General features: G+C 56.6%; 13 protein-coding genes and 1 pseudogene. 11 read left to right on the plus strand and 3 right to left on the minus strand.

Features of this window, described 5'->3' with window-relative positions:
• Positions 1–124: 124 nt before the first annotated feature.
• A pseudogene (locus tag QSK43_RS07540) lies at positions 125–523 on the minus strand (hypothetical protein); the annotation flags it as partial.
• A gap of 234 nt (positions 524–757) precedes the next feature.
• The gene (locus tag QSK43_RS07545; RefSeq protein ID WP_332302908.1) at positions 758–1,402 is read right to left on the minus strand and encodes a TetR/AcrR family transcriptional regulator; all 645 of its coding nucleotides are present in this window, start codon (positions 1,400–1,402) and stop codon (positions 758–760) included.
• 89 nt (positions 1,403–1,491) lie between these two features.
• On the opposite strand from QSK43_RS07545, the gene QSK43_RS07550 reads away from it, so the two are divergent.
• From QSK43_RS07550 to QSK43_RS07595, 10 genes are all read left to right on the plus strand, one after another.
• Complete coding sequence (locus QSK43_RS07550) at positions 1,492–2,175, plus strand: DAPG hydrolase family protein (protein WP_332302909.1); 684 nt, start codon at positions 1,492–1,494, stop codon at positions 2,173–2,175.
• Positions 2,176–2,465: 290 nt separating this feature from the next.
• Complete coding sequence (locus QSK43_RS07555; RefSeq protein ID WP_332302910.1) at positions 2,466–3,323, plus strand: cysteine hydrolase; 858 nt, start codon at positions 2,466–2,468, stop codon at positions 3,321–3,323.
• A gap of 88 nt (positions 3,324–3,411) precedes the next feature.
• Positions 3,412–3,960, plus strand: a complete 549-nt coding sequence (locus tag QSK43_RS07560; protein ID WP_332302911.1) for a helix-turn-helix domain-containing protein — start codon at positions 3,412–3,414, stop codon at positions 3,958–3,960.
• A 68-nt stretch (positions 3,961–4,028) separates the two neighbouring features.
• Positions 4,029–4,541, plus strand: coding sequence for a GNAT family N-acetyltransferase (locus QSK43_RS07565; protein WP_332302912.1), 513 nt, complete (start codon positions 4,029–4,031; stop codon positions 4,539–4,541).
• Between the two features lie 644 nt (positions 4,542–5,185).
• Complete coding sequence (locus QSK43_RS07570; RefSeq protein ID WP_332302913.1) at positions 5,186–6,064, plus strand: WYL domain-containing protein; 879 nt, start codon at positions 5,186–5,188, stop codon at positions 6,062–6,064.
• Positions 6,065–6,121: 57 nt separating this feature from the next.
• Complete coding sequence (locus QSK43_RS07575) at positions 6,122–12,034, plus strand: ATP-binding protein (protein ID WP_332302914.1); 5,913 nt, start codon at positions 6,122–6,124, stop codon at positions 12,032–12,034.
• 125 nt (positions 12,035–12,159) lie between these two features.
• Positions 12,160–13,635, plus strand: coding sequence for a hypothetical protein (locus QSK43_RS07580; protein WP_332302915.1), 1,476 nt, complete (start codon positions 12,160–12,162; stop codon positions 13,633–13,635).
• A gap of 181 nt (positions 13,636–13,816) precedes the next feature.
• Positions 13,817–14,944, plus strand: coding sequence for a hypothetical protein (locus tag QSK43_RS07585; protein WP_332302916.1), 1,128 nt, complete (start codon positions 13,817–13,819; stop codon positions 14,942–14,944).
• Between the two features lie 4 nt (positions 14,945–14,948).
• Positions 14,949–17,177 (plus strand): ThiF family adenylyltransferase, encoded by a 2,229-nt coding sequence (locus QSK43_RS07590; protein ID WP_332302917.1) that lies wholly within the window; start codon positions 14,949–14,951, stop codon positions 17,175–17,177.
• Complete coding sequence (locus tag QSK43_RS07595) at positions 17,174–18,325, plus strand: patatin-like phospholipase family protein (protein ID WP_332302918.1); 1,152 nt, start codon at positions 17,174–17,176, stop codon at positions 18,323–18,325. Before QSK43_RS07590 ends, QSK43_RS07595 begins: the two co-directional genes overlap by 4 nt.
• A gap of 57 nt (positions 18,326–18,382) precedes the next feature.
• Here the strand turns inward: QSK43_RS07595 and QSK43_RS07600 are convergent, their stop codons facing one another.
• Positions 18,383–19,513 (minus strand): RHE_PE00001 family protein, encoded by a 1,131-nt coding sequence (locus tag QSK43_RS07600; RefSeq protein ID WP_332302919.1) that lies wholly within the window; start codon positions 19,511–19,513, stop codon positions 18,383–18,385.
• 198 nt (positions 19,514–19,711) lie between these two features.
• Here QSK43_RS07600 and QSK43_RS07605 point away from each other — a divergent pair, with 198 nt between their 5' ends.
• Positions 19,712–20,857 (plus strand): site-specific integrase, encoded by a 1,146-nt coding sequence (locus tag QSK43_RS07605; RefSeq protein ID WP_332302920.1) that lies wholly within the window; start codon positions 19,712–19,714, stop codon positions 20,855–20,857.
• The last annotated feature ends 105 nt before the right edge of the window (positions 20,858–20,962 follow it).

Below are 20,962 nucleotides of genomic sequence, written 5' to 3' on the forward strand. Positions count from 1 at the left end.
TCGAACGCCCCAAATCCGAGCTATGGCATTGTTCATGCTTCGTTCGGCCTTAGCGTACGATTTCGGACTGCTCTTGTTCTGACCCCTAGTGGCGCTGATCGTTATCGGCAGAATTCACCAACTGGTAATCGTGCCGCGACAGCCATTCCTCCGCGGCCTCGCGGTTCGTTGCGAGATGGACGAGTTCGGCATGATCGCCGGGGCGGTCGAAGACGCGGCAACTGCCGATGCCAGGACGTTCGACAATGCTGAAGGTCAGGCTGGTTTCCAGCGAGAACGTGCGGTGGATGCGAATGGTGATGACACCGTCGCCGCCATAGTCACCTTCATGCAGCGTGATGTTTGCCGACAGGATGATGTTGCTGGCGACGCGCTCGTCCTACTTGCGGATCAGCCGGCCGGAGCTGTTGCTGGTCTTCCAGGCGGACAGCTTTTTGCGATGCCGTTCGGGCGGGCGAGGTGTGCCGTCGGACCATTTGAGGATGGAGCCGATCGGCGCCAGAAATGCGATATGTGCAGACATGCGGGTTCTCCCTGAATTTTGAGGGGTGTTGGAAACTGAACCGCCGCCGATGGAGACCATCGGCGGCGGGACTTCATTCGGAGAAAAAATAGAAGCGGCTATTCCGCCGCGATCCCGTAAGCGTCCCCGTTCTCCTCCGGCTCGTCGGTCTCGGAACCATCATCGAACGTACGGGGAAGATCGTCCTCAGCCTCGAAGGGATCGGCACCCTCTTCCTCAAGGGCCGCAGAGTCGCTATGGTGCCGTGCCCAACTCTTCAAACAATATACGTGCGTAGAAATCCACGCATTCGCCAACCCGTGCGGTGACCTCCTCGTCGGTATCGTTCCATGGTGTTTCAAGGCCGATAGCGGCCCTGCGCAAGGGCTCAGCAACAAGAGCAGCAAGGATCATCCGGGCAGATCGGATGACATCAAATGATGGGACATCGGCCTGGGACTCGCGCAGCCAGTTCGCCACGGCCAGCACCCCCCGCTCAACTCCGTTTCGATTATAGATTTCTGCGAGCCGTTCTCGACCCTCCTTGTCAGCACAGATGAGACGGAAAAGGGCGACAGCTTCCTTGGACAGGGCGATCCGGTAAATCCTGCTCAGTAGCTCCCGCAAGCTTCCCGGATCACAACGCGGCTCGCCTGGCTGGTGGTCTCCACTGGTTTGGAGTTGCTCAGTCCAGGACGCTACGATTTTCCCGACCAGTTCCTCACGATTGGCCGCCATAGCGTAAACAGTCTTTTTGGCAACGCCTGCGCTACGCGACACCGCATCGATGCTGAACCTGGCAAATCCCTGGTCAAAGAGCAGCTGTGTTGAGGCTTGGAGAATTTCGCGTTCCACCTCGAGCCGATCACGGGCCGGACGCCCTCTCGCTCGCTTTTCCAAATCTTGATCTCCTTGACCAACGTCGTTCGAAGGGTATACCGATCATATTTAGGAAACGCTAGTGGTTTCCTAAATATAGGAGATTGGAAATGCAACATGATCTGGAAGCGGCAATCCCTGTCGCATTGCTGCACGCCGACCCGATTAGACTGGAAATGGGGATTGAGCGCTTCGCCTCCGGCACCCTCACGGTCGCCTGCAGAACGGTAATGCCAGGGTGCAATGGAGCGATGCTGGAATGGTGGTTCAAATATTTTGAAACCGACGAGCACCTTCGCTGGTGGCACCCGATTGATCACAGGCGCCATTTCGGTTGGGATGAGCTTTGGAAAAAAGGTGAGAACTACATCGGCGCGACGATCACGGCGACGGAGTCGCTGGGAGAGGTTCCTCCGGTCAAAGCAACCATCAAATTCCTAAACCCAGCCACATACTTCAGTGCCAAGGACATCGATGGCGCAAAGCAGGTGGGCGGCGTATCCGCACTTTTCTACGCCGGAATTGGCTTTGGCGATGATGTCGAGATTGACGGGTATGGAATTCCAATAGGCGGCCGGATGATGCACGTCACACGCGACACGTCTGATGGCCTCGTTCTGCGAAGCAGATTCGTTCTTGGTCTCGATAGCGACAAGGGCGGCCACGCTGTCCCGGACGAGATCGGACTGGGACTGATGCGCCATTGCCATTCGGAGTTCTCGTTCCTCGCGAAGGCACTTCCGTCTGCATATTATGGTGATCTTGCAAATCCTAGACCTGCCGACAACTGGTAGCTTCGCCCAACTGAAGTAATGCAAGATAGCCGAGCGGCGAAGCATCATGAACGCTCGGCCTTCTAAGCTGCCTCGTTGATGATTGTGTATTTAAGCACTCCTAACCTGTCGACTTCGACTTCAACAACGTCCTCACCGGGTTTCGTTCAAAGCGGTGGATTGCGCCTGGCCCCACACCGCCCGAGTCGCCACTTGTGATGAGGTCGCCTGCCCTGCCTGCGTTACGATAACGTCTACCGAGAAGCGATACATCGTAATACTATATTGCTACTCTATAGTATGATGTTGGCATGATGCTTGCAGGTGTCTTTGTCTCCGCAAACGCGGAGGAAGGCAAAGCCAACACCAGAGAGGATATCATGGACAATTTTGTAATATCTCGCCGTACCAGTATGCTTGGAGGTCTCGGCCTCGCTGCCGCTGCCGTAGGCATTTCGAGGGCCAAGGCAGCGCAGACTGCTTCAAACGTAGGCGGCATCAGTGCAATCCCGGAACTCGCGCCGCAGTGGAAGGAACTGAACCTCGTGGAAATCCTGTCTCGTCCGGCCGCATATTGCTCGGTCAGCCAGAACAAGTCCTGCTACGATCCGGGCGGCGTCCAGTCCGCCGAAGGACATCGCGAACGAGGCAGCTTGCCTGCAACGGTCAAGGTCGTCGAGGCAGCACGGCAGGCGAAGAACTTTGTTTCGTTCAATTGGATCGGGTACGAGGTCTTCCGGCAGGATTATCCGATGAACGATTTCGACCGGGCACAGTTCGGCTCCTGGACGAAGGGCTTGAGCTGGACGAAGGAGGAGCAGGCTCGCGACGCCGAACTCGTCGGCGAACTCCGTGCACTGGTCCGTCCTGGTGACAACGAGTTCAACGAGCGTGCACTGCAGACAGCTTTCGTTGGGACACAGTTACCCCTCGAACTTTCCCGCAAGAAGGTAGAGGTGATCGTCCTCACAGGTATCCACCTGGACTGGTGCATCGAAGGCAACGCACGCCTCGCCCGTGATAACGGCTATCTTCCGATCGTGATCGGCGATGCGTGCGGATGCCAGAAGCCCGAGCAGGAAAAGGCTGCGATGGAGCGGATCAACAACTTCTTCGCCCCCGTCATTTCAGCCGACACGTTCGTAAAGCTGCTCAAGCAGGCCGCATGATGAACCCCCGGGGCGTCGAATTTTCTTCGGCGCCCGTTGCCATTCTTGAACGGTCTACTATCGTAGCACGATGGGCAACGAAATCGACATGGACAAGCGCATAGCAGCGCGCCTTCGCACCGAACGTGAAAGCAGAGGCTGGTCGCTCAGCGACCTCGCGGAAAAGGCATCGGTTTCACGCGCCATGATCCACAAGATCGAACGAGGGGATAGCAGCCCGACCGCAAACCTTCTGGGCAAGCTGTCTGGAGCTTTCGGGTTGAGCATGTCGACTCTGTTGGCCCGCGCCGAAATCAAGCAGGGCCGCCTCCTCCGCATGGACGATCAGCCGACGTGGCAGGATCCGGAGACCGGATACCTCAGAAGGCATGTTTCGCCGAGTTCCGACCTCCCTTTCGACATTGTCCATGTGACACTTCCTCCCGGAAAGGAAGTTCCCATGCCTGCGTCGGCTTACGCATTCCTGCGTCAACTCGTGTGGGTTTTGTCCGGGGAGTTGGTTTTCGTCGAGGGCGACGTGAAGCATGAGATGAAGGAAGGCGATTGCCTCGAGCTTGGTCCGCCAACCGATTGCATCTTCCGGAACGCCACCAGGAAGCCCTGTTCTTATGCGGTCACAGTCCTGAAAGTGTCCTGATGGCGCTTGCATGCGATCGTCTACTATGTTAGATTTTATTACACCATAGTAGACGGATCGGATTCTCCATGTTCATTCGCAACGCGCACTCCGGCGACCTGGAAACGGTTACCGAGATCTACAACGATGCTGTCGTGAGTACGACGGCGATCTTCAACGACTCCATCGTTGACGCGGCGAACCGCGCGGCCTGGCTCGCCGAGCGGACGCGACTGGGCTACCCCGTTCTCGTCGCCGTCGACGATGACGGATCTGTCATGGGCTATGCGTCGTTCGGCGACTGGCGAGCATTCGACGGATACCGCCACACGGTGGAGCACTCCGTCTACGTCCATATCGATCATCGGGGCAAAGGCATCGCCGAAGCGCTGATGAAGGCGTTGATCAAACACGCCCGAGAGATTGGCAAGCACGTGATGATCGCGGGGATCGAATCCAGAAACGTTGCATCGATCCGGCTGCACGAGAAGCTCGGCTTCGGCAGTGTTGAGCCGATCCGCCAGGTTGGCATGAAGTTCGGTGAGTGGCTGGACCTGACGTTCATGTACTTCACACTCGACGATCGTCCCACTCCAGACTAAGGCGACCCAATTAGACTTGAAATGGGTATCGACCGCTTCGCCTCCGGCACCCTCACGGTCGCCTGGGGGGGCCGATATGACCACCGGGTGCTGGCGGGTGTGCCTATGCCACGACAAGACCTGCCGGATTGTTAGACGCCATGTCGGCGTGGCTTGGTGCGCCCGACAATCTTCAGGAGAATGCCGCGATAGAACTTATATCCGCGACGTGGAGACGTGGTTCGACCGCCTACTCCTTTGCGCTGGTCGGCTCGTCTGCCAGCATAAACATTGGACCGAGCCAATGAGGTAGTGACAGACGTCCTCACCGCCAGCGGACAAACCGCGGGAAACCAGGAAACATCCGTCTACATCGTATTTTCTAAAATAGGGACGCCGCGATCGCCGTTCTTGAAAGTGACGAACGCCTTGAACGGAAACGAACCTTCGACCCTCTTATTGATGCAGGCACACGAGATGGCCCACCGGCAGCAGCAAGCGGGCTCACTTCGCCTCTGAGATTCCGCCTATGCTATCCAACGCATTTCTCGGGCAGAATTCCTGACATTCGATGGCCATCCGGGCGCCCGGCATTTTGTCCTTGTTGCAAAAGTCCGGATAATCAGTATAGTTCTTATACTAATCCAGTTCGTTTGGAGAATATAGTGGAAGCACAAAGCAGCGGTTTGCGGTGGGGAACGGAACAGCGATTGGAGTTCATTGAGTTTCGGTGTTTCTGGGAGGGCGGCATACGTCGTGGCGACATAACAGACACATTTGGCGTATCGGTTCCTCAGGCTTCAAACGACTTATCGCTCTATCAGAAAATGGAACCTGAGAATCTGCGTTACGACACGCGGGAGAAGCGATACGTCCCGACCTCGTCGTTCAAACCTAGATTTCTAAATCCAAGTGCGAATCGATATCTTGCGCAGCTCAAATCGCTTGCAGATGATGTAATCGGGCTTGAAGAAACTTGGATATCTCATGCACCACCGGCAGATTCCTTGCCGATACCGTTCCGCTCAATCAAGCCCTCGGTTCTAAAAGCCATGGTTGGATTGATCAGAGGCCGGCAATCCGCCGAGATCTATTACCAATCGATGAGTTCTAATCGGACCAACAGCATCTGGCGCCGCATCACGCCGCATGCTTTCGGAAGTGACGGCCTTCGCTGGCATGTGCGTGCTTTTTGTCATTTGGACGAGGCGTACAAAGATTTTATCCTGTCACGGTGTGAAGACATACGAAATGAGGGACCGGCAGGGGGACTCGATATTGATGACAAGGACTGGAACAGTTTTTTCGAGGTCATCCTCTGCCCAAATCCCGCTCTGTCGGAATCGCAACGCCGAACAGTAGCCCTCGATTACGCCATGACCGACGGTAAAGTTCGCATGGCTATCCGATACGCAATGCTCTACTATTTCCAAAAACGGCTCAGACTTGATGTCAATTCCGCAGCAGATCGGCCTGCTGAGAAGCCGGTAGTCGTGGAAAACTGGGAAGAATTCAAGTCCGCTTTGCCGCGTGTCGGGACCTGATCTGGCCATACACCTCAAAATGGATCTATCGTAAGCCGGTTTCTGGGGAGGTAGGGCGTGGGCGTTAGCGTTAAAATTGATTCCGTTGTCGATCGCGAAACTTTGCGCAGCCCTATACTGGCGTTGCCCTCACGAATCGATGCCGCATGGTTCCAAGATTGGACACCGATTTCCAATCGCCAAATTCGACTGTTCCACGAAAAATGGGGGCCACGCGTTCAAACCATAACCGGCTTCGCCTGGCCGGTCGAACGGCCCGAAGTGGATGAAGTTTTCAGCCTTCTTCCTGAAGCCACGCGATACCCCTATTTTCTTCGTCTATTTCTGCGAGAGATCGAGCCCTCCAACGGACGGAAACGTCCCTTGGTCAAACGGCTTTTTACGAGGTATGTCGAAGCATGCCGTAGCATTGGCGTTAAGCCGGCTGCCTCTTCAAACCAAGAAGCGACGCGCCAGCAACTGGCCGACCTCGCCGTGAAGGGCCGCGACGAGATCGCGACCGCTGTGGTCATTCTTGAATGGTCCGCTCTTGCTAGTCCCGACAAGCCACTGTCGATGTACAACGTCGCAGAAGCTCTTCCGGATCTTCGGGAATACATTCTAACGCTGATGTCCTGTTCGTCTTCGGAATTTGCACGCCTCAGTGTTCCTTCCTCGCAAGAGTCAAAAGCTGGCGACGACGCATTTTCCCGCGAAGTGGCACCATCGGTGTCGCAGGGCGAAGCGACGATGCAGCTCGACGAAAATGCCATAGAATTGGTCGAAGAAGACCCCAGTCGCGTGATGAACGCGTGGGCCAGCGATCTTGAAGCTATCTCCAATCTGGCGTCTTCTGCCAAGGGGGGCGAGCCGGATTCAGATCTGGTCGAAGAGCTCCGTTCCCTTATCGGCTCACTTGAGAGCCACGTCAGCCATTACAGCCAGTTTAGGGGACAACGTCCGACTGCAGAGTTCACCGCTCGGATGCAAGAGGCTCTCCACGAGGTGAGAGGCGTCCTGGTCGAACTCGAACTATTGGCGGATGATCTTGCGCTTTTGGTCGAGCGCGTGTTCGATGCAGTTGCTTTGATCCCAATCAAAGCGCCTCTCGAAAACGTGCTTGAAGCAGAACGCTTGTTCGAAACCGCCCAGTTGGCGGCGCAGCATGTAGGTGAGACATACGCGCAGTACCAGGCGCCGTCGACGCTTCCACCAAAACAGTATCTCCTCCATGCCCAGTCTCTCCTCGAGACCATCGAGCACTCGGCCCGTCTTGCCTTCGAACGTTGCGAAGATGTTGTCGATTTGTTGCGATCAGGCGGTGTCGACGGGCAAGACCATAGCGATCGCCCTGGCGAGGTCAAAAATAGCTCAATCGAGAGCAATGCCTTTGCGGACCGGGCTGAGCTCCCCGATGTAGCTACATTTCTTCACGAAGACGACAACCCTTTCGAGATACCTTCACCCGAGATTGCCGAGGCGTTTGAAGAGCCTGCAATCGATCCGTTCGTGGCCGACATCAAATCCAAGGCCTCCGATCTCTTCGCGCATCATGAATGGGGCCTTGGGTATCATTTTGCCCGTGCGTGCGAAAAAATCATGCCGGCAACGGATATTGCATTCAGCGCGGACGAGTTGAAGATCATCGCTCTCGGTAAGGAAATGATCGGCTCAAAGTACGAGCCTGAGGGCTTTAAGGACTCGCTGGAAGCATGTGCGATTATCGCCTCCGAAATTGCTGCGTCTGAGACGAGTAGGGACAAAGCACGGCAGGTCGCGCTCTACGCTGCCGTGATCCCAACCGCCTTGTTCAACGTGTCCGAAAGCACCAATGCGTTCGTCATTATCGATCTTCTTCAAGCGAATAGCAGTTGTTCCGACTTTTTTCGGATTCGCGAAGTATTGGAGGAAAACCGAAAATCCAATTTCCCGCTGACCTTTCAAAACATCGCAGCGGCTGGGGACGCGAAGGCTGATCGGTCCTATCTGGAAGAACGCCGGCAGCGAATATTGGAGAAAATAAAGGCCTTCCAATCGTCGAACTTCCGATTCGCCTTAGGACAAAAGGTCAAGAAGGAATTGTTCTCCTCCCAGGGCGAACTCAATATACTCATGATGGCCATGCAGACGCCGCGAGCAAGTGCTGGCGCCGCAAGGTTCGCAGCCGAATTCGGCGACCGCGCTCGGATCATGCAATCACTGGAAAGACTTGCCGAGACTGTGGGCCATGGGCAGGTTATCGATGGTGCCGCACGAGAACGCTTGGTCGCATTTCTCTCCGATCTCGCTTCTATGTGCCAGGACTTTACCGATGCGACACGGCAGGCAGACGAGTTTCAGGCGACAGCAGGGCGCAAGGTTCTTGTCCGGCGTCTAATAGACGGTCTCGTGGCAGGAGTCGATCATTTTACGGCTCACCTGCCGAAGGACGAAAACGATCCCCTTATCCGCAGCGCAAATCAATATGCCAGCGACGTTCTGTCAAGCCTAGCCAGTGTCCTGCGCGGCGGTCAGACGCCGGATTTCGATCGGTCGGCGGTCAACCTTGCGCTCCATGTCCCGCTGTTTTGGCTGCCGAAAATGACATGGAGTCACGCCTGGATCCCCTCCCCTGCAGATAGTCCGAAGCTCATCAAAGCAATCACGGACTGCGACCTCCCCCGGCTCCGCCATACCAAAGACATGGAGTTCAGGCAGACGGTGGAGCAGCGATGCCAGGAGGACGCGTTCTTGGCGGCGAACGCACTTTTGCAGTTCTGGAAATACTTCGATGTGAGTGGACCCGAGTTTGAGGGTCTTGAAGCGCGCGTTGCAACGGCCGAGAGCGTCCGCCGCGGCCAGCTCAACACGCGGTATGAAAGCGTCGCCGCCCTGCTGCAGAAGGTTCGCCGCATGGCACTCGGCAGTTTGAAGGGCGCCACCGATCTCGAGGAGAGCCTTCGTTCGGTGATAACAAACAAACCGGTTGACGAGCTTGCGTGGGATTTCATGCCCGAGGAGGTGGAAGGCGCGCGGGTAACCGACGTCAATGCGGCTTTCGCCCGCCTGATCGACCTGGAAGAACAGGCGCGTAAACTCTTGGATGAAGGTAAGGCCGCACTTGCAAACCGGATAGCCGAACTCTTTGCGTCGGGCGACATCAACGACGGGGAAGGCCAAACCCTGCAAAAGCTCTTGGAGTCTGACGATCTCGCGACCCTTTCTGACTGGGTTGCGATGTTCGCACCGGGCGAAACAAGACGACCAATTTTAGAGGCTGGCGTTGCGAATAAGGACCTCGCGCGCTTCCGCTCAATCCTCGGCAGTATCAAGGGAGCCGATCTCGTTCAGCTCGGCCAAAGTCTTGCAGCTGGGACTGACGATGGTGTCTTCGGCATTTCAAGGCTTGGCTACGAGCAGCGGGACGAAGCAAATGAAATTCTTAAATCGTGGCAGCACTTCAAACGGCAGATGAAATCTGGGGTTGGAAGCCCTCAACTGTCGGCGAATCTTTTGGCGCTCCTTAGCCAAATTGCATATGACTGCCAGCTCGTAGAGATCAATAAAACCAAGAGCGACGACCGGCAACTTCTCGTCATCGACGCGACGATGAACCTGCCGTTTGACGTCTCATCGCTTATCTTGCCAGATTTCGGTAGCATGACGTCAGGCTCGTGGCAGATCGCCGCCGCTTACAACTCAGTTTCGACCAGCGACTTACTTTCTCTACCAGAAGGCGCAGAAAATCGGGGGACACTGGTTCTGTACTTTGGATCCCTACCAGCAGACCGCCGCGATAGCCTGAAACTCGAGTGCCTTCGCCGCCGTCGCAAACTTCTCGTCGTCGATGAGATCCTTCTCGCAACTGTGTTGACGATGCCGGAGCAGCGGCGTCTTGCGTTGTTCGAACTTGCTCAAGCCTCGACTGTTGCGAAGCCCTATCAGGACTACGGGCGCTCGCAGGTTCCGCCCGAAATGTTCAAAGGGCGTGCGAAAGAATTGGCAAGCATCATGGATCCCTTCGGATCTTACATCGTGTATGGGGGACGTCGCCTCGGCAAAACTGCTCTGCTCCGGCATCTTGCACGTCGAGCTCCGCCAAATGCGCAATTTGGCTACATAGACTTGGCGGATTCGTCTTCCAAATCTCTTTGGGAAAAAGCGTCTGCTGTCCTCGGCGGCATCTTTGTCGGAAAAGCTGTTTTCACGCCCGAGGCTTTCGAACAAGGCATCAAGGACTATCTGCAGGCTGATGGTCGTCGAAGAGTTCTCCTCATGCTCGATGAGGCAGACAACTTTGTCCGCCAGGAAGCAAAAGAGGCGCAGCATCACCACGTCTTGCGACTCATTTCCCTGATGAACGACACCAATCACCGGTTCAAGTTCATCCTCTCGGGGCTGCACAACGTCTCGCGCATCACCAAGGCCGAGAATTCGCCGCTTGCGCAAATTTCGAACGATCCTGTTCGGATCGGCCCTCTCGTCAATGGCGACGCCGGCGATGCCGAGGCACTCGTACGCGTCCCGTTAGCGGCGCTTGGCTATGAATTTGCCAATCGAGAAGATGTCTGGCGCATCTTGAGCTTTGCCAACTACTACCCAATCCTTCTGCAGGTCTTCTGCCAAGGTCTGCTCGACATCATTGAGGACCATCAAAAATCCACAGGCAAGCTGGTCTGGAACATCACGTCGGCGATGGTGGACCGTGCGCTGAAAGATCAGCGCATACGGGCGCAGCTCTACGAAAGCTTTGAAAAAACCATCAAACACATCGAGCAACGATATGAACTTCTAACCTATATCATCGCGGAGCGCGCGCTGATTGATGTTGGGGAAGGCATAGATGGTGATGGCATGACGACCAGCGAGGTGGCCGAACGTGCCATCAAATATTGGCCCGAGGCTTTCCCAAAGGGAAGTGACCCGGCAGAGATCGATTATCTCCTCGATGAGATGGAAGGTTTCGGCATCCTTCGCCGGATATCGGCAGGCAAATGGGGACTCCGCTCGAGGATGCTGCTCGATCTCATGGTCACCGATGAAGAAGACCTTCTTGCGCGCATTTATAGTTTCCACGGGCGCACACCCGAAGATCATTTCGATCCTAAGAATGCGCGTTCGCGGATCACCGTTGGCGGCCGCTCTGACAGCGAAGCACGGATTTCTCCGCTAACCGACGGCCAGGAAGCAGCGATACTAGATGCAAAAATCGATCCTTCCGCCACTTTCGTCATTTTCGGGCCGCAAGTCGCGAATGTCGAGCATGTTTATCTCGCCTTAAAGCGAACCAATAATCCGCGCTTGGTTGTCGAGGCAAGAGGCTGGCGCGATCGCGCGGATCTGATAAGCGATATCAAGCGGGCTCGCCAGGATGACCAGGTACTTGTCCTCATCATCTCACACCTGACAGATTGGAAACCCGATTGGGTTCGAGACGCGGCCAAGCAACCGAATGTTATTCGCGGGCGCGTTCGACTTGTGTTTGTTGGTGGAGCTCGGCATGCAGATACATGGTCGCAAGTATTTCCTTATGGGGTGAAGCTGCCACCACGGGTTCAGGTCGAAACATTGAAGCCGTGGTCGCGATCTTACATCGCTGCGAAGCTGGACACGATCAATAGCTTGAAACCGCAAACTATAGACCGAATACTCGACGTGACAGGCGGCTGGAACGATCTTTGCCAAACGCTTTTCGCTTCCGCGTCTTCGAGTACGATGGTCTCAAAATCACTTCAGGAGCTGTCGGCTTCTCTGACCGTGGAAGACGTTGTGACTGGTTTTGGCGTCCCGCCAGAATACATCAATACTTTCCAGACAGTCGCGGAATTGGACGGCGAAACGCCGGAAATGGTGTTGTCGTTACTCGATGACCAGCCTGCGGCATCGTCGGTCGTGCGCTTTGGTCTGTTGATGGGGATATTGACGATCACGGCTGCCGATCCCAACAGCGGATCCGGCCAAATTATTTCGACGAATAGCATCGCTAAGGTGATGTTGACGTCAAAGCTTTAGACGGTCCTATCATGGAGTGGTGGAATCTCCCCGGGCCTGCACGTTTCATCTCCGATTTGCTGGCTAGCCTCCTGCAACGGGGAATTGCGCTGGCGGAATGTCCGCGGCCGTTTCCAGAGGGGCTGTTGGACGCGATCGGCCTTGCCGCCGATCACGATTTCGCTCTTTCCGCCATACGCATCCGAGCGACAGACTTTGCTAAGGATGCTTCAATCGTTCATTCGCTAGCCCGCGGGCACGGGACCAGCGGCATTTCGATCGGTTCAATCGCCGAATTCTTGGCCTATCCCGAATTCTCAAACTCGATTTTTGTTGTGGAGGGGTTCGATTCTAGCGCTATCAGCCAATGGAGCGCATTGATCAGAGCCGTGCTTTACGAGCGAGTGAGGATCGGTCACGATGGCGGACCCTATCTGCTGGTCCTGCCACCCCCAGGACTAAACGATGACGATAAGCTACGGCTGTCCGCCGATCTTCCACGACAACAACTGATAGGGGCCGTAACTGCGGTTGATACCTATGCCTGGGCCGGAGCTATAGGTCTGTTGCATTCAGGTACCCTCATTGAAAATGTAGCTGTTGGTACTGTCCTTGAGATTGCTGCTTGGTCGCGTGACATTCTTGAGGCATCCAAAGCTTGGAGTGAAAACGACAAGCTTCTTCCACATGACCGCATTGCGGACATTGCTCGATCTCGTGCGTGGCCCTTCCCATCATGGGAGAACGGTCTTGTCGATCTTTGGGGCGCAGCTCCTGTTCCGCAAATCGCTGCCGCTTTTGCGCATGGATATCATCGGGAACTGCCGCGACGCATTTGGGCGGCGCAAATGAAGTCGATACTACCCTGCCTTGACATCGTAAGGCGTGGCGTCATTGCGAAGCATCAACAGGGCCTCTCACGTCTTGTCAGTATTGAGCACCCCTATCGAAGAATGTTCGGCTCCTCTGTAAGAGAGACCGTTGATCCCTGGGAGCTGGAATTCTATGACCTCGAGACGTTGCTGCAAGGCCATCTATCAGAAAGTGATCGGGCAGGGTTGAAAGCGCTCAGAGGCGCTCGCAATAATTTGGCTCATGGTCATCTCCTCGATCCGTCTAGGCTGCGGGACATCGACATTTGGTGGCAGCAACTATCAGAGCGCTTCCCGCCGGTTGTTCCGGGTTGGCGTTGGCCCCGGACCGGGCAAAAGCTGGTCCTGACCATCGGTCCATCGCTTGGCGGCAAAACCACCTGGGCAACCGCACAGGGGCTTCCCATCGTTTCTTCCTCGGCAATGGGAAATAGTGCCTCTCAGCGAGTTCGCCAGGAGCTGGAAACGAAGGTTCAGCAAGTACTGGAGTCGGGAGCCAGTGTCATTTTCGATGATAGGCATTTGAATTCGCTTCACAGGCAGGTGACCGTCGCACTGGTACCGCCCGATATTCAAGTTGAGTATGTGATCCTAGATCGGACGATCGACGAAAAAACTCTCGGACTTGACCCCCAAAAGGAAGCTGTCGTGCGCAAGCATCACGACAAATTCCAATCTGCGCTAGAACGGCACCTGTCAGGCGATGGGCTCGCCAACGTTACGGTACGCGACCTTCGGACGACGCGATGACCACTTAATATTCCTTTCACTGAGTTCCCCGTTCACGGCGGATGCGCCCGGCATCACACAAAAATTACGTCGCATGGGAATAGATACTTGACGGATACAGTTAGTATCCTCTATATAGAAACTATTCCCAGCAACCCTTAATGACGGCGAGCCCGAGGCTTTCGCCGAATGGAGACCCTTTATGCCTGCCTATATGAGCTTTTTTCCTCTCGGTAATGCGGATACAACCCTTCTTCGACTTGCCAATGATGATCTTGTCTTGCTCGATTACGCCAACATGCGTGGTAGCGACCCTACCGACAAGCGTATCGATCTGCCGAAGGCTTTGCGGGACGAGCTCGACGACGCAGGGCGCGATTCTTTCCGAGTCGTCGCGTTTACCCATCTCGATGACGATCACATCTGTGGCGCCTCGCAATTCTTCTGGTTCGATTACGCCCGGATTCACCAGGGCCCAGACCGCATTAAGATCGATGAACTCTGGGTGCCAGCCACGGCTATCACCGAGCCTGACTTGGAGGGCGATGCCTGGAGTATCCGTCAGGAAGCCCGCCATCGGCTGAAGGAAGGCTATGGCATCAAGGTTTTTTCGCGTCCGGAGAAGCTTGCGAAATATCTGGCCGAATGGGACTTGACCGTCGAGCAACGTCAACACTGCATCGTCGATGCTGGCGAGCTTGTCCCAGGCTTCTCGAAATACGATGCCGGCCAGTGCGAATTTTTTGTGCACAGCCCCTTCGCCTGGCGTACGAATACGGGACTTGAGGATCGGAACGAAGGTTCGATCGTGGTGCAGATGACCGCTCGTGAAGGCAACAGCGAGAGCTATGCTCTTCTCGGTGCAGACATCAATCACGAAACGCTGTCGCAAATCGTTCAGACCACACGCAAGCACGGTAACGAACATCGACTGCATTGGGATGTGCTGAAGCTCTTCCATCATTGCTCGTATAAGTCTCTTTCGTCTGTCAAAGGGGAAGATATCACCGAGCCTTTCGAAGATGTCCGATGGCTGTTCGAGGAACTCGCCCGCGAGAAGGAAATCATCGTCTCGCCGAGCTGGCCAATCCCGGAAAAAGGCACCCAAGAAGACCTGGATGCGCAGCCGCCGCATCGTCAGGCGGCCAACTACTACAAAAAGATTGTCAAGGATTCGAATGGTCAGTTCAAGGTGACGATGGAGACCCCGACCCGTTCGAGCCCGAAGCCGATCAAGCTCAAGATCACCGCGGCCGGTGTCGCCGTGGTCTTGACCGCAGCCGCGTCCATCTCGAGTGCAGCAGCCGCTGTTCCTACGCGGGCTGGATAATACTATGTGGCAGCCCGAGAATAGCATCGAAATAGAGGCGAGCGCGCTGAAAACTCCCCTCGCCCGTTCGTTGGCCGCCCACATCTTCGGCGCGTCTTCGGGATTCGCCACGTTGCGCGAATGTAGGTTAATGGATGAAATGGGTGTTGAGATCGTCTCGTTCGACATCCAGGTAGACTTGCCGCAACGGCCGGTCTACCCCATCAACCCTGTCGAAACGGTATCAGTCTGTTTTTTCCGCGAAAGCGATCACGCGCCAGCCGTCCTCGTGGCGCGTCCCGACTTTCCCGACACGCCGCATCAAAACCTGGTGCCGAGTGGACACCCGTGCGCGCTTTGTATCGACGATCGGCCGTGGGCCGACATCCGCAGCGGCTACACGGGGTCGGAATTAATGTTACGGATTCAAACCTGGTTTGCAAAAGCCAGTCAGGGCGAGCTGCATGGCGATGATCAGCCCTATGATCCGTTCTTTGCGTATGAGGGCGGTCACCAGATTATCGTCTCAGCCGATGGCGAAAGGGCGATGAATGACCGTACGCCGCTGAACGTCGTAGCAAGCGACTCGCGCCTCCGGTTCCTGATCGTGGGCGCTGCCAACCAGGCACGTCAGAGATCAGGGCAGCTCCAGGTCCACATTCTGCATGTTGATGTCGAGCCGCAAGCAATGCGGCGCATTCGGTTCGCGCCGAGGACGTTGCTGGAGCTTTCGGAAATGCTGGTTGAAAGAGGCGTCGATTTCTCCACACTACTTCAGACCTCGATCCTAGATTGGCACGCAGTTGGCAAGAATGATAGCGAGGATCGCTGGATTTTCTGCATCCTGTTGCGGATGCCGCAGGTTCACCCGCACACCGGCGTTGTAGGGGCGACAATGCCCATGGCGTTCATTTGCGAAGCCAGCCCTGGCGAAATCGGCGTTCGTATGGGCGTCCTCGATAGAAATACGTCCGAGGCTGCAAGGGGCATCCAATTTGTGCGTCGATTGTCGACTGCTCCGAATCTAACCGGATTGGATCTGCCTGTATACTACGCGCCGGTTCACTACGAGTTGGATGCTCAGCGCGGAACCGTGATTGCGGGCAAGACCACTGTAGACAAACGCCATATGGTTATGATCGGCGCAGGCTCGCTTGGCTCGTCGGTGTCAGAGACACTCGCGCGAGAGGGCCTATTCTCGTGGACTATTGTTGATGACGACGACCTCTTGCCCCACAATGTCGCCCGGCACACGCTAACCGGCGCCGATCTTGGACACGGCAAGGCGGAGAAACTCTCCAAACGCTTGCGGCTAATTCGACCCGACACGGATTCTGCCTTCATTCAGGAGAATGTCCTCCGCGTTACGCTGAGCGGTGAACTCGAACAGGCTCTCGCCCATGGAGAGCTCCTCTTTGACGCTTCTGCATCGGTGCCGGTATCCCGGTTTCTTGCTGATCACCCTTCCTCGGCGAGACGAGTTTGTGCCTTCTTCACACCGAACGGTAAGTCTGCGGTGCTGATGATCGAGTCCAGCGACCGGTCGACAAACCTCCGAGACTTGGAGGCATCTTACCTTCATGCCATCGCTAGCAATCCTGTCTTCACCGACCATCTGGGCGCCCCCCACCAATTGCGATACACCGGTGCTTGCAGGGCGCTGACCAACAGAATCCCAGCGAGCTCCGTCGCCATCCTGACCGGGCTGATTGCGCATGGCATCTCGACCAATATCATGGCTTCCGAACCTGTCGTGAAGATCTGGACGATTGATGATCGTGGTAGTGTAAGCTGTGTCGACCCCGAAGCTAAAGTCGAACGCCATGCAGTCGACAGCTGGACGATCCTCCTTCCACGGTTGCTGAGCCTCGAGCTGAAACAGCGGCGCGCCTTGGCGTTACCGAACGAAACGGGCGGGCCGCTAACGGGGATCATCGACTACAGTGCCAAGACGATCGCAATCACGCACGCGCTGCCCGCGCCGGTCGATAGCGTTGGGCTGCCAACCAGTTTCGTTCGCGGAACGCGACGGCTGCGCCAAGCAATCGAGCAGGCACAAGCGCGGACAGGCGGCCAAACGCGCTACATCGGAGAGTGGCACTCGCATCCTAGTGGCGCTTCGGCTAGCCCAAGCGGGACCGATCTTAAACAGATCGCCGATCTCTCAATGATCTTGAACCTAGACGGAATGCCGGCCCTTTCGCTCATTCTTGCTGAGAACGAGACCAGCATATTGATCGGAGAGGTGCGATGATCTCAGCCGACCTGCGTATTGGCCTGGCCCTCTCGGGTGGAGGCCTTCGAGCGGCCGTATTCCACCTCGGCGTGATGAAACATCTCGCCGAATTCGATCTGCTTGAGCAGGTCTCACAAATATCGACTGTATCTGGCGGGAGCCTCATTGCCGGGGCGGTTTTCTCGGAAGCGGCCGGGCAATGGCCGTCATCAGCGCAGTATCTTGAGACCATCTACCCATCGCTACGAACGCGCCTGGTTTCAGGCGATCTGTTCAGCTTTCGCGCACTCGGGGTCTGGGGGGTATTCAGAGAGAATATTCGCATTCTGTCAGCTCGTTCCCACATTTTGTCGCGCCTTTTGCAGCAACGTTGGGATATCAGAATGTTGCTCTCAGATCTCCCGGCGACGCCGATCTGGCACATAAACACGACATGCTTCGAGACAGGGAAGAATTGGCGCTTTACACGGGGTTCGATGGGCGATTGGCAGTTCGGAACACACTATTCACCGTTGGTCCAACTATCAGATGCGATTGCGGCTTCCGCCGCAGTTCCATACGTCATCGGCGCACTGAAGCTTCCTTTGCCGGGGCATGGATGGTGGCAGACCGACCCGGCCACCAAGCGACCCATTAGAAAGATCGAACCTATCTCTCGGACCGTGCGACTATGGGATGGCGGGGCCTATGAAAACATGGCCCTTGAACCCCTCTTCAAACCGATTGACGGATTGAAGGGATGTGATCTTCTCATTTGTAGTGACGCCTCCGGTCCCTTGGGTAGGCCAACGGCTCTGGTGCCTGGCTTGGTCGCGGGTCGGCTCGCCTCGCCCAGGCTTTTCGATATTGCGTCCGATCAGATTCGCGCGCTTCGCTCGCGCATGCTCATCAACGCGATCCGGCGAAATGAGATCAAGGGATTTCTGTTTCGAATGGGTACGACCGCGGGGCAGTTTGGTTTATCTGCTGAGGCCGTTCGCGGATATCTCAGTGATGACGGCTGCCTAAGTTGCCTGAACTACCCGACGAACCTAACGCGATTAACGGAGGCAAATTTCGACCGCATAGCGCGGCATGGAGCGGAAGTTGCGCAACTGACAATGGCGGCCTTCGCTGGCCCCACGAATACTCCGGTGAACCCGATTGCGGCTGCAAATCGCAAGTGAACCTCACGTGACGACCGTTGTATGGACAACGCGACGTGGAATTGTAACCTCGCGAGCTTACAGCACACCCCAGGCCCGAAACCTCCCCCTCCCGGTCATCTCCCTGAGGCCGAGCTCCAGAACAATTCGCCGCGCCGCCTGCGGCGTCACATCCAGCGTTTTTGCCACCATTCCGGCCGATACAAGGGGACGGGCCATCACCAGCTCAACCAGTTCCGGCAGTTTTGACGACGTGCGGCGTCCGTCCAGCTTGCGGTTCATCATCGTTTTCGCCAGAGTCAGCCGGTCATGCTCTTTCAAGCCAATTTCGCCGGCTGCGATCAGGCCGTGAGCAATGGCGAGCAACCGGGTCTCCCGATCACGATGCCGGCGCCGATCGACGGGAATGGTTTTCAGTCCGAGGTTGATGGCGGCGAGATGGGTGCCGGTGGTGACGCCGGACTGGCGCAAGATCGAGGCGGCTAATAGCCGACCGAGCCACGGCGCATGCTGCAGGACCGAAAGCTCGTTCCAGGCATCGAGGGCGACGATCGCCTGCAGCACCGCCGGCAAGTTTTCGGCCTGACGCAGCACGCCGCGCCATTCCTCTAGCTGAGCATCCTCGTCCCAGTCGAGGTCATAGACCAGTGTGTCTCTGTCAGCCGCGCTGGCGCGGCCGGGCCGGGTTGCGCTTTCGATCGCAGCCTCCGATCGGGCCAGCAGCGCATCGATGGCGGCATAGTCGACGCCAGGTAGATTTTCCACGTCATCACCATCGTCCCCTTCCCCTTCCCTATCGATGGCTACCGCGGGCCGAATGTCGTCGGCTGGCTTCTCTGCTTCAGCGCCAACCGGATTGATGTCCGACGTCTGTCGCAAAGTTCGGATACCCTCTGTCGATAAGGCCCAATCTGGCGACTGCGCAGCGATGCGCCGACGGGTGCGAAGCACGTCGCGGGCGATTGTCAGCTCATGGGTCGGTGTGCGAATATCTCGCGTGGCATCATGGAGGACGAGGTCTTCGAGATGGACGAGTTCGCCGTCGATCCACAGCGAAGCGCAGGCGTCGGCAAAATGAGATCGTTCGATCCATCCCTGACCGACCGGTGAACGGGCGATCCGTTCGTCGAGGCGCGCCAGTCCGATACCCGCTCGAAAAGCGGGCTCCATCAGGGCGGTCATGCTGATTTTCGCGAGATCGTAAGCCATTGAATTTATGGTAAATGATTTGTTATAGGAACTCTATCTGAAAGTTGGTGTTCCTCAAATGGTATGACTGCCAGTTGGCGTCCTAACCACCGATAAGTATCTCTTATCGATGGTAGATTGATTTCGCGGCCCAAATCAGCAAAAGTAGCCTTCGCCACGGTCCTTTGAAGCCTTGCGAGACCGGTTCAGGAGCCCAAAATGCCCCCTTTACAGAAGTCCCCTGTCGATCGGCGCGCTGAAGAGCTTGACACGATTGCCGCCGTGCTGCCGCTCGAGCGCCGCGACGAACTCGCTGAACTTCTGACCGACCAGGACGTTGAGACCCTGCGCCATCTCGTCAATCAAGGCATGGGCGACAATACACTCAGGGCGCTGACGTCGGATCTCGCCTACCTTGAAGCCTGGGGACTGGCGACGACCGGACGGTCCCTGCCCTGGCCGGCCCCCGAAGCACTACTCCTGAAATTCGTCGCCCATCATCTGTGGGACGCCGAGAAGCGCGTTTCCGATCCCGACCATGGCATGCCCGACACTGTTGCTCAAAATCTTCGCGGACAGGGGTTCCTACGGGCGACCGGACCGCACGCCCCTGACACGGTACGACGCAGGCTGGCAACCTGGTCGACGCTGACGAAATGGCGTGGCCTCGACGGTGCCTTTACCTCTCCTTCAGTCAAATCGGCGGTCCGGCTTGCCGTGCGTGCCGCGCCGCGGACACGGCGCCGCAAAAGCGCTAAAGCCGTCACCGCCGATGTGCTGGCACAATTGCTGGCAACCTGCGCTACGGAAAGCCTGCGCGATCTGCGCGACCGTGCGATCCTGATGGTGGCCTTTGCCTCCGGCGGGCGCCGGCGCAGCGAGATCGCCGGCCTGCGCTGTCAGCAACTGGTCGCTGAGGCGCCGATCCCGACGGAGGATGCAGGCCCCCTGCCCTCTCTTGCCATTCATCTTGGCCGCACCAAGACGACCAGTGGTGAGCAGGACGACGTCGTCTATCTCACCGGCCGTCCTGTGGACGCGCTGAATGCATGGATGGTTGCCGCCGGGATCGACGGCGGAAGCGTATTCCGGGCCATCGGACGATGGGGAAATGTCTCGCGTCACGGTCTTGATCCACAGTCAGTCAATGCCATCATCAAGCAGCGGGCTGAGATGGCCGGGCTGGATTCGAAGGAAATTTCAGCTCACGGGCTAAGGTCGGGCTATCTGACTGAAGCCGCCAATCGTGGTGTCCCCCTTCCTGAAGCAATGGAGCAGTCGCGTCACAGGTCAGTGCAACAGGCATCCAGCTACTATAACAACGCCACGCGAAGAAGCGGCAGGGCTGCGCGGCTGTTAACATAAACAGAAACAACCTCGCAATTCGGGAATAATGCGACATAAATACAGCGGTAACTGCACGTAGATTGAAGCCGGACTCCTGCATTTCATTGCCAACGACCCTGCCGC

It is taken from the genome of Rhizobium sp. GR12 (assembly GCF_036596185.1).
In the GTDB taxonomy this organism is placed as follows: Bacteria; Pseudomonadota; Alphaproteobacteria; order Rhizobiales; family Rhizobiaceae; genus Agrobacterium; species Agrobacterium nepotum.

What these genes read in the sequence shown, in the direction of transcription:
- QSK43_RS07550 (WP_332302909.1), top strand. Translation starts at nt 1,492, where the DNA reads ATGCAACATGATCTGGAAGCGGCAATCCCTGTCGCATTGCTGCACGCC.
- QSK43_RS07555 (WP_332302910.1), top strand. Translation starts at nt 2,466, where the DNA reads ATGATGCTTGCAGGTGTCTTTGTCTCCGCAAACGCGGAGGAAGGCAAA.
- QSK43_RS07560 (WP_332302911.1), top strand. Translation starts at nt 3,412, where the DNA reads ATGGACAAGCGCATAGCAGCGCGCCTTCGCACCGAACGTGAAAGCAGA.
- QSK43_RS07565 (WP_332302912.1), top strand. Translation starts at nt 4,029, where the DNA reads ATGTTCATTCGCAACGCGCACTCCGGCGACCTGGAAACGGTTACCGAG.
- QSK43_RS07585 (WP_332302916.1), top strand. Translation starts at nt 13,817, where the DNA reads ATGCCTGCCTATATGAGCTTTTTTCCTCTCGGTAATGCGGATACAACC.
- QSK43_RS07590 (WP_332302917.1), top strand. Translation starts at nt 14,949, where the DNA reads ATGTGGCAGCCCGAGAATAGCATCGAAATAGAGGCGAGCGCGCTGAAA.
- QSK43_RS07595 (WP_332302918.1), top strand. Translation starts at nt 17,174, where the DNA reads ATGATCTCAGCCGACCTGCGTATTGGCCTGGCCCTCTCGGGTGGAGGC.
- QSK43_RS07600 (WP_332302919.1), bottom strand. Translation starts at nt 19,513, where the DNA reads ATGGCTTACGATCTCGCGAAAATCAGCATGACCGCCCTGATGGAGCCC.
- QSK43_RS07605 (WP_332302920.1), top strand. Translation starts at nt 19,712, where the DNA reads ATGCCCCCTTTACAGAAGTCCCCTGTCGATCGGCGCGCTGAAGAGCTT.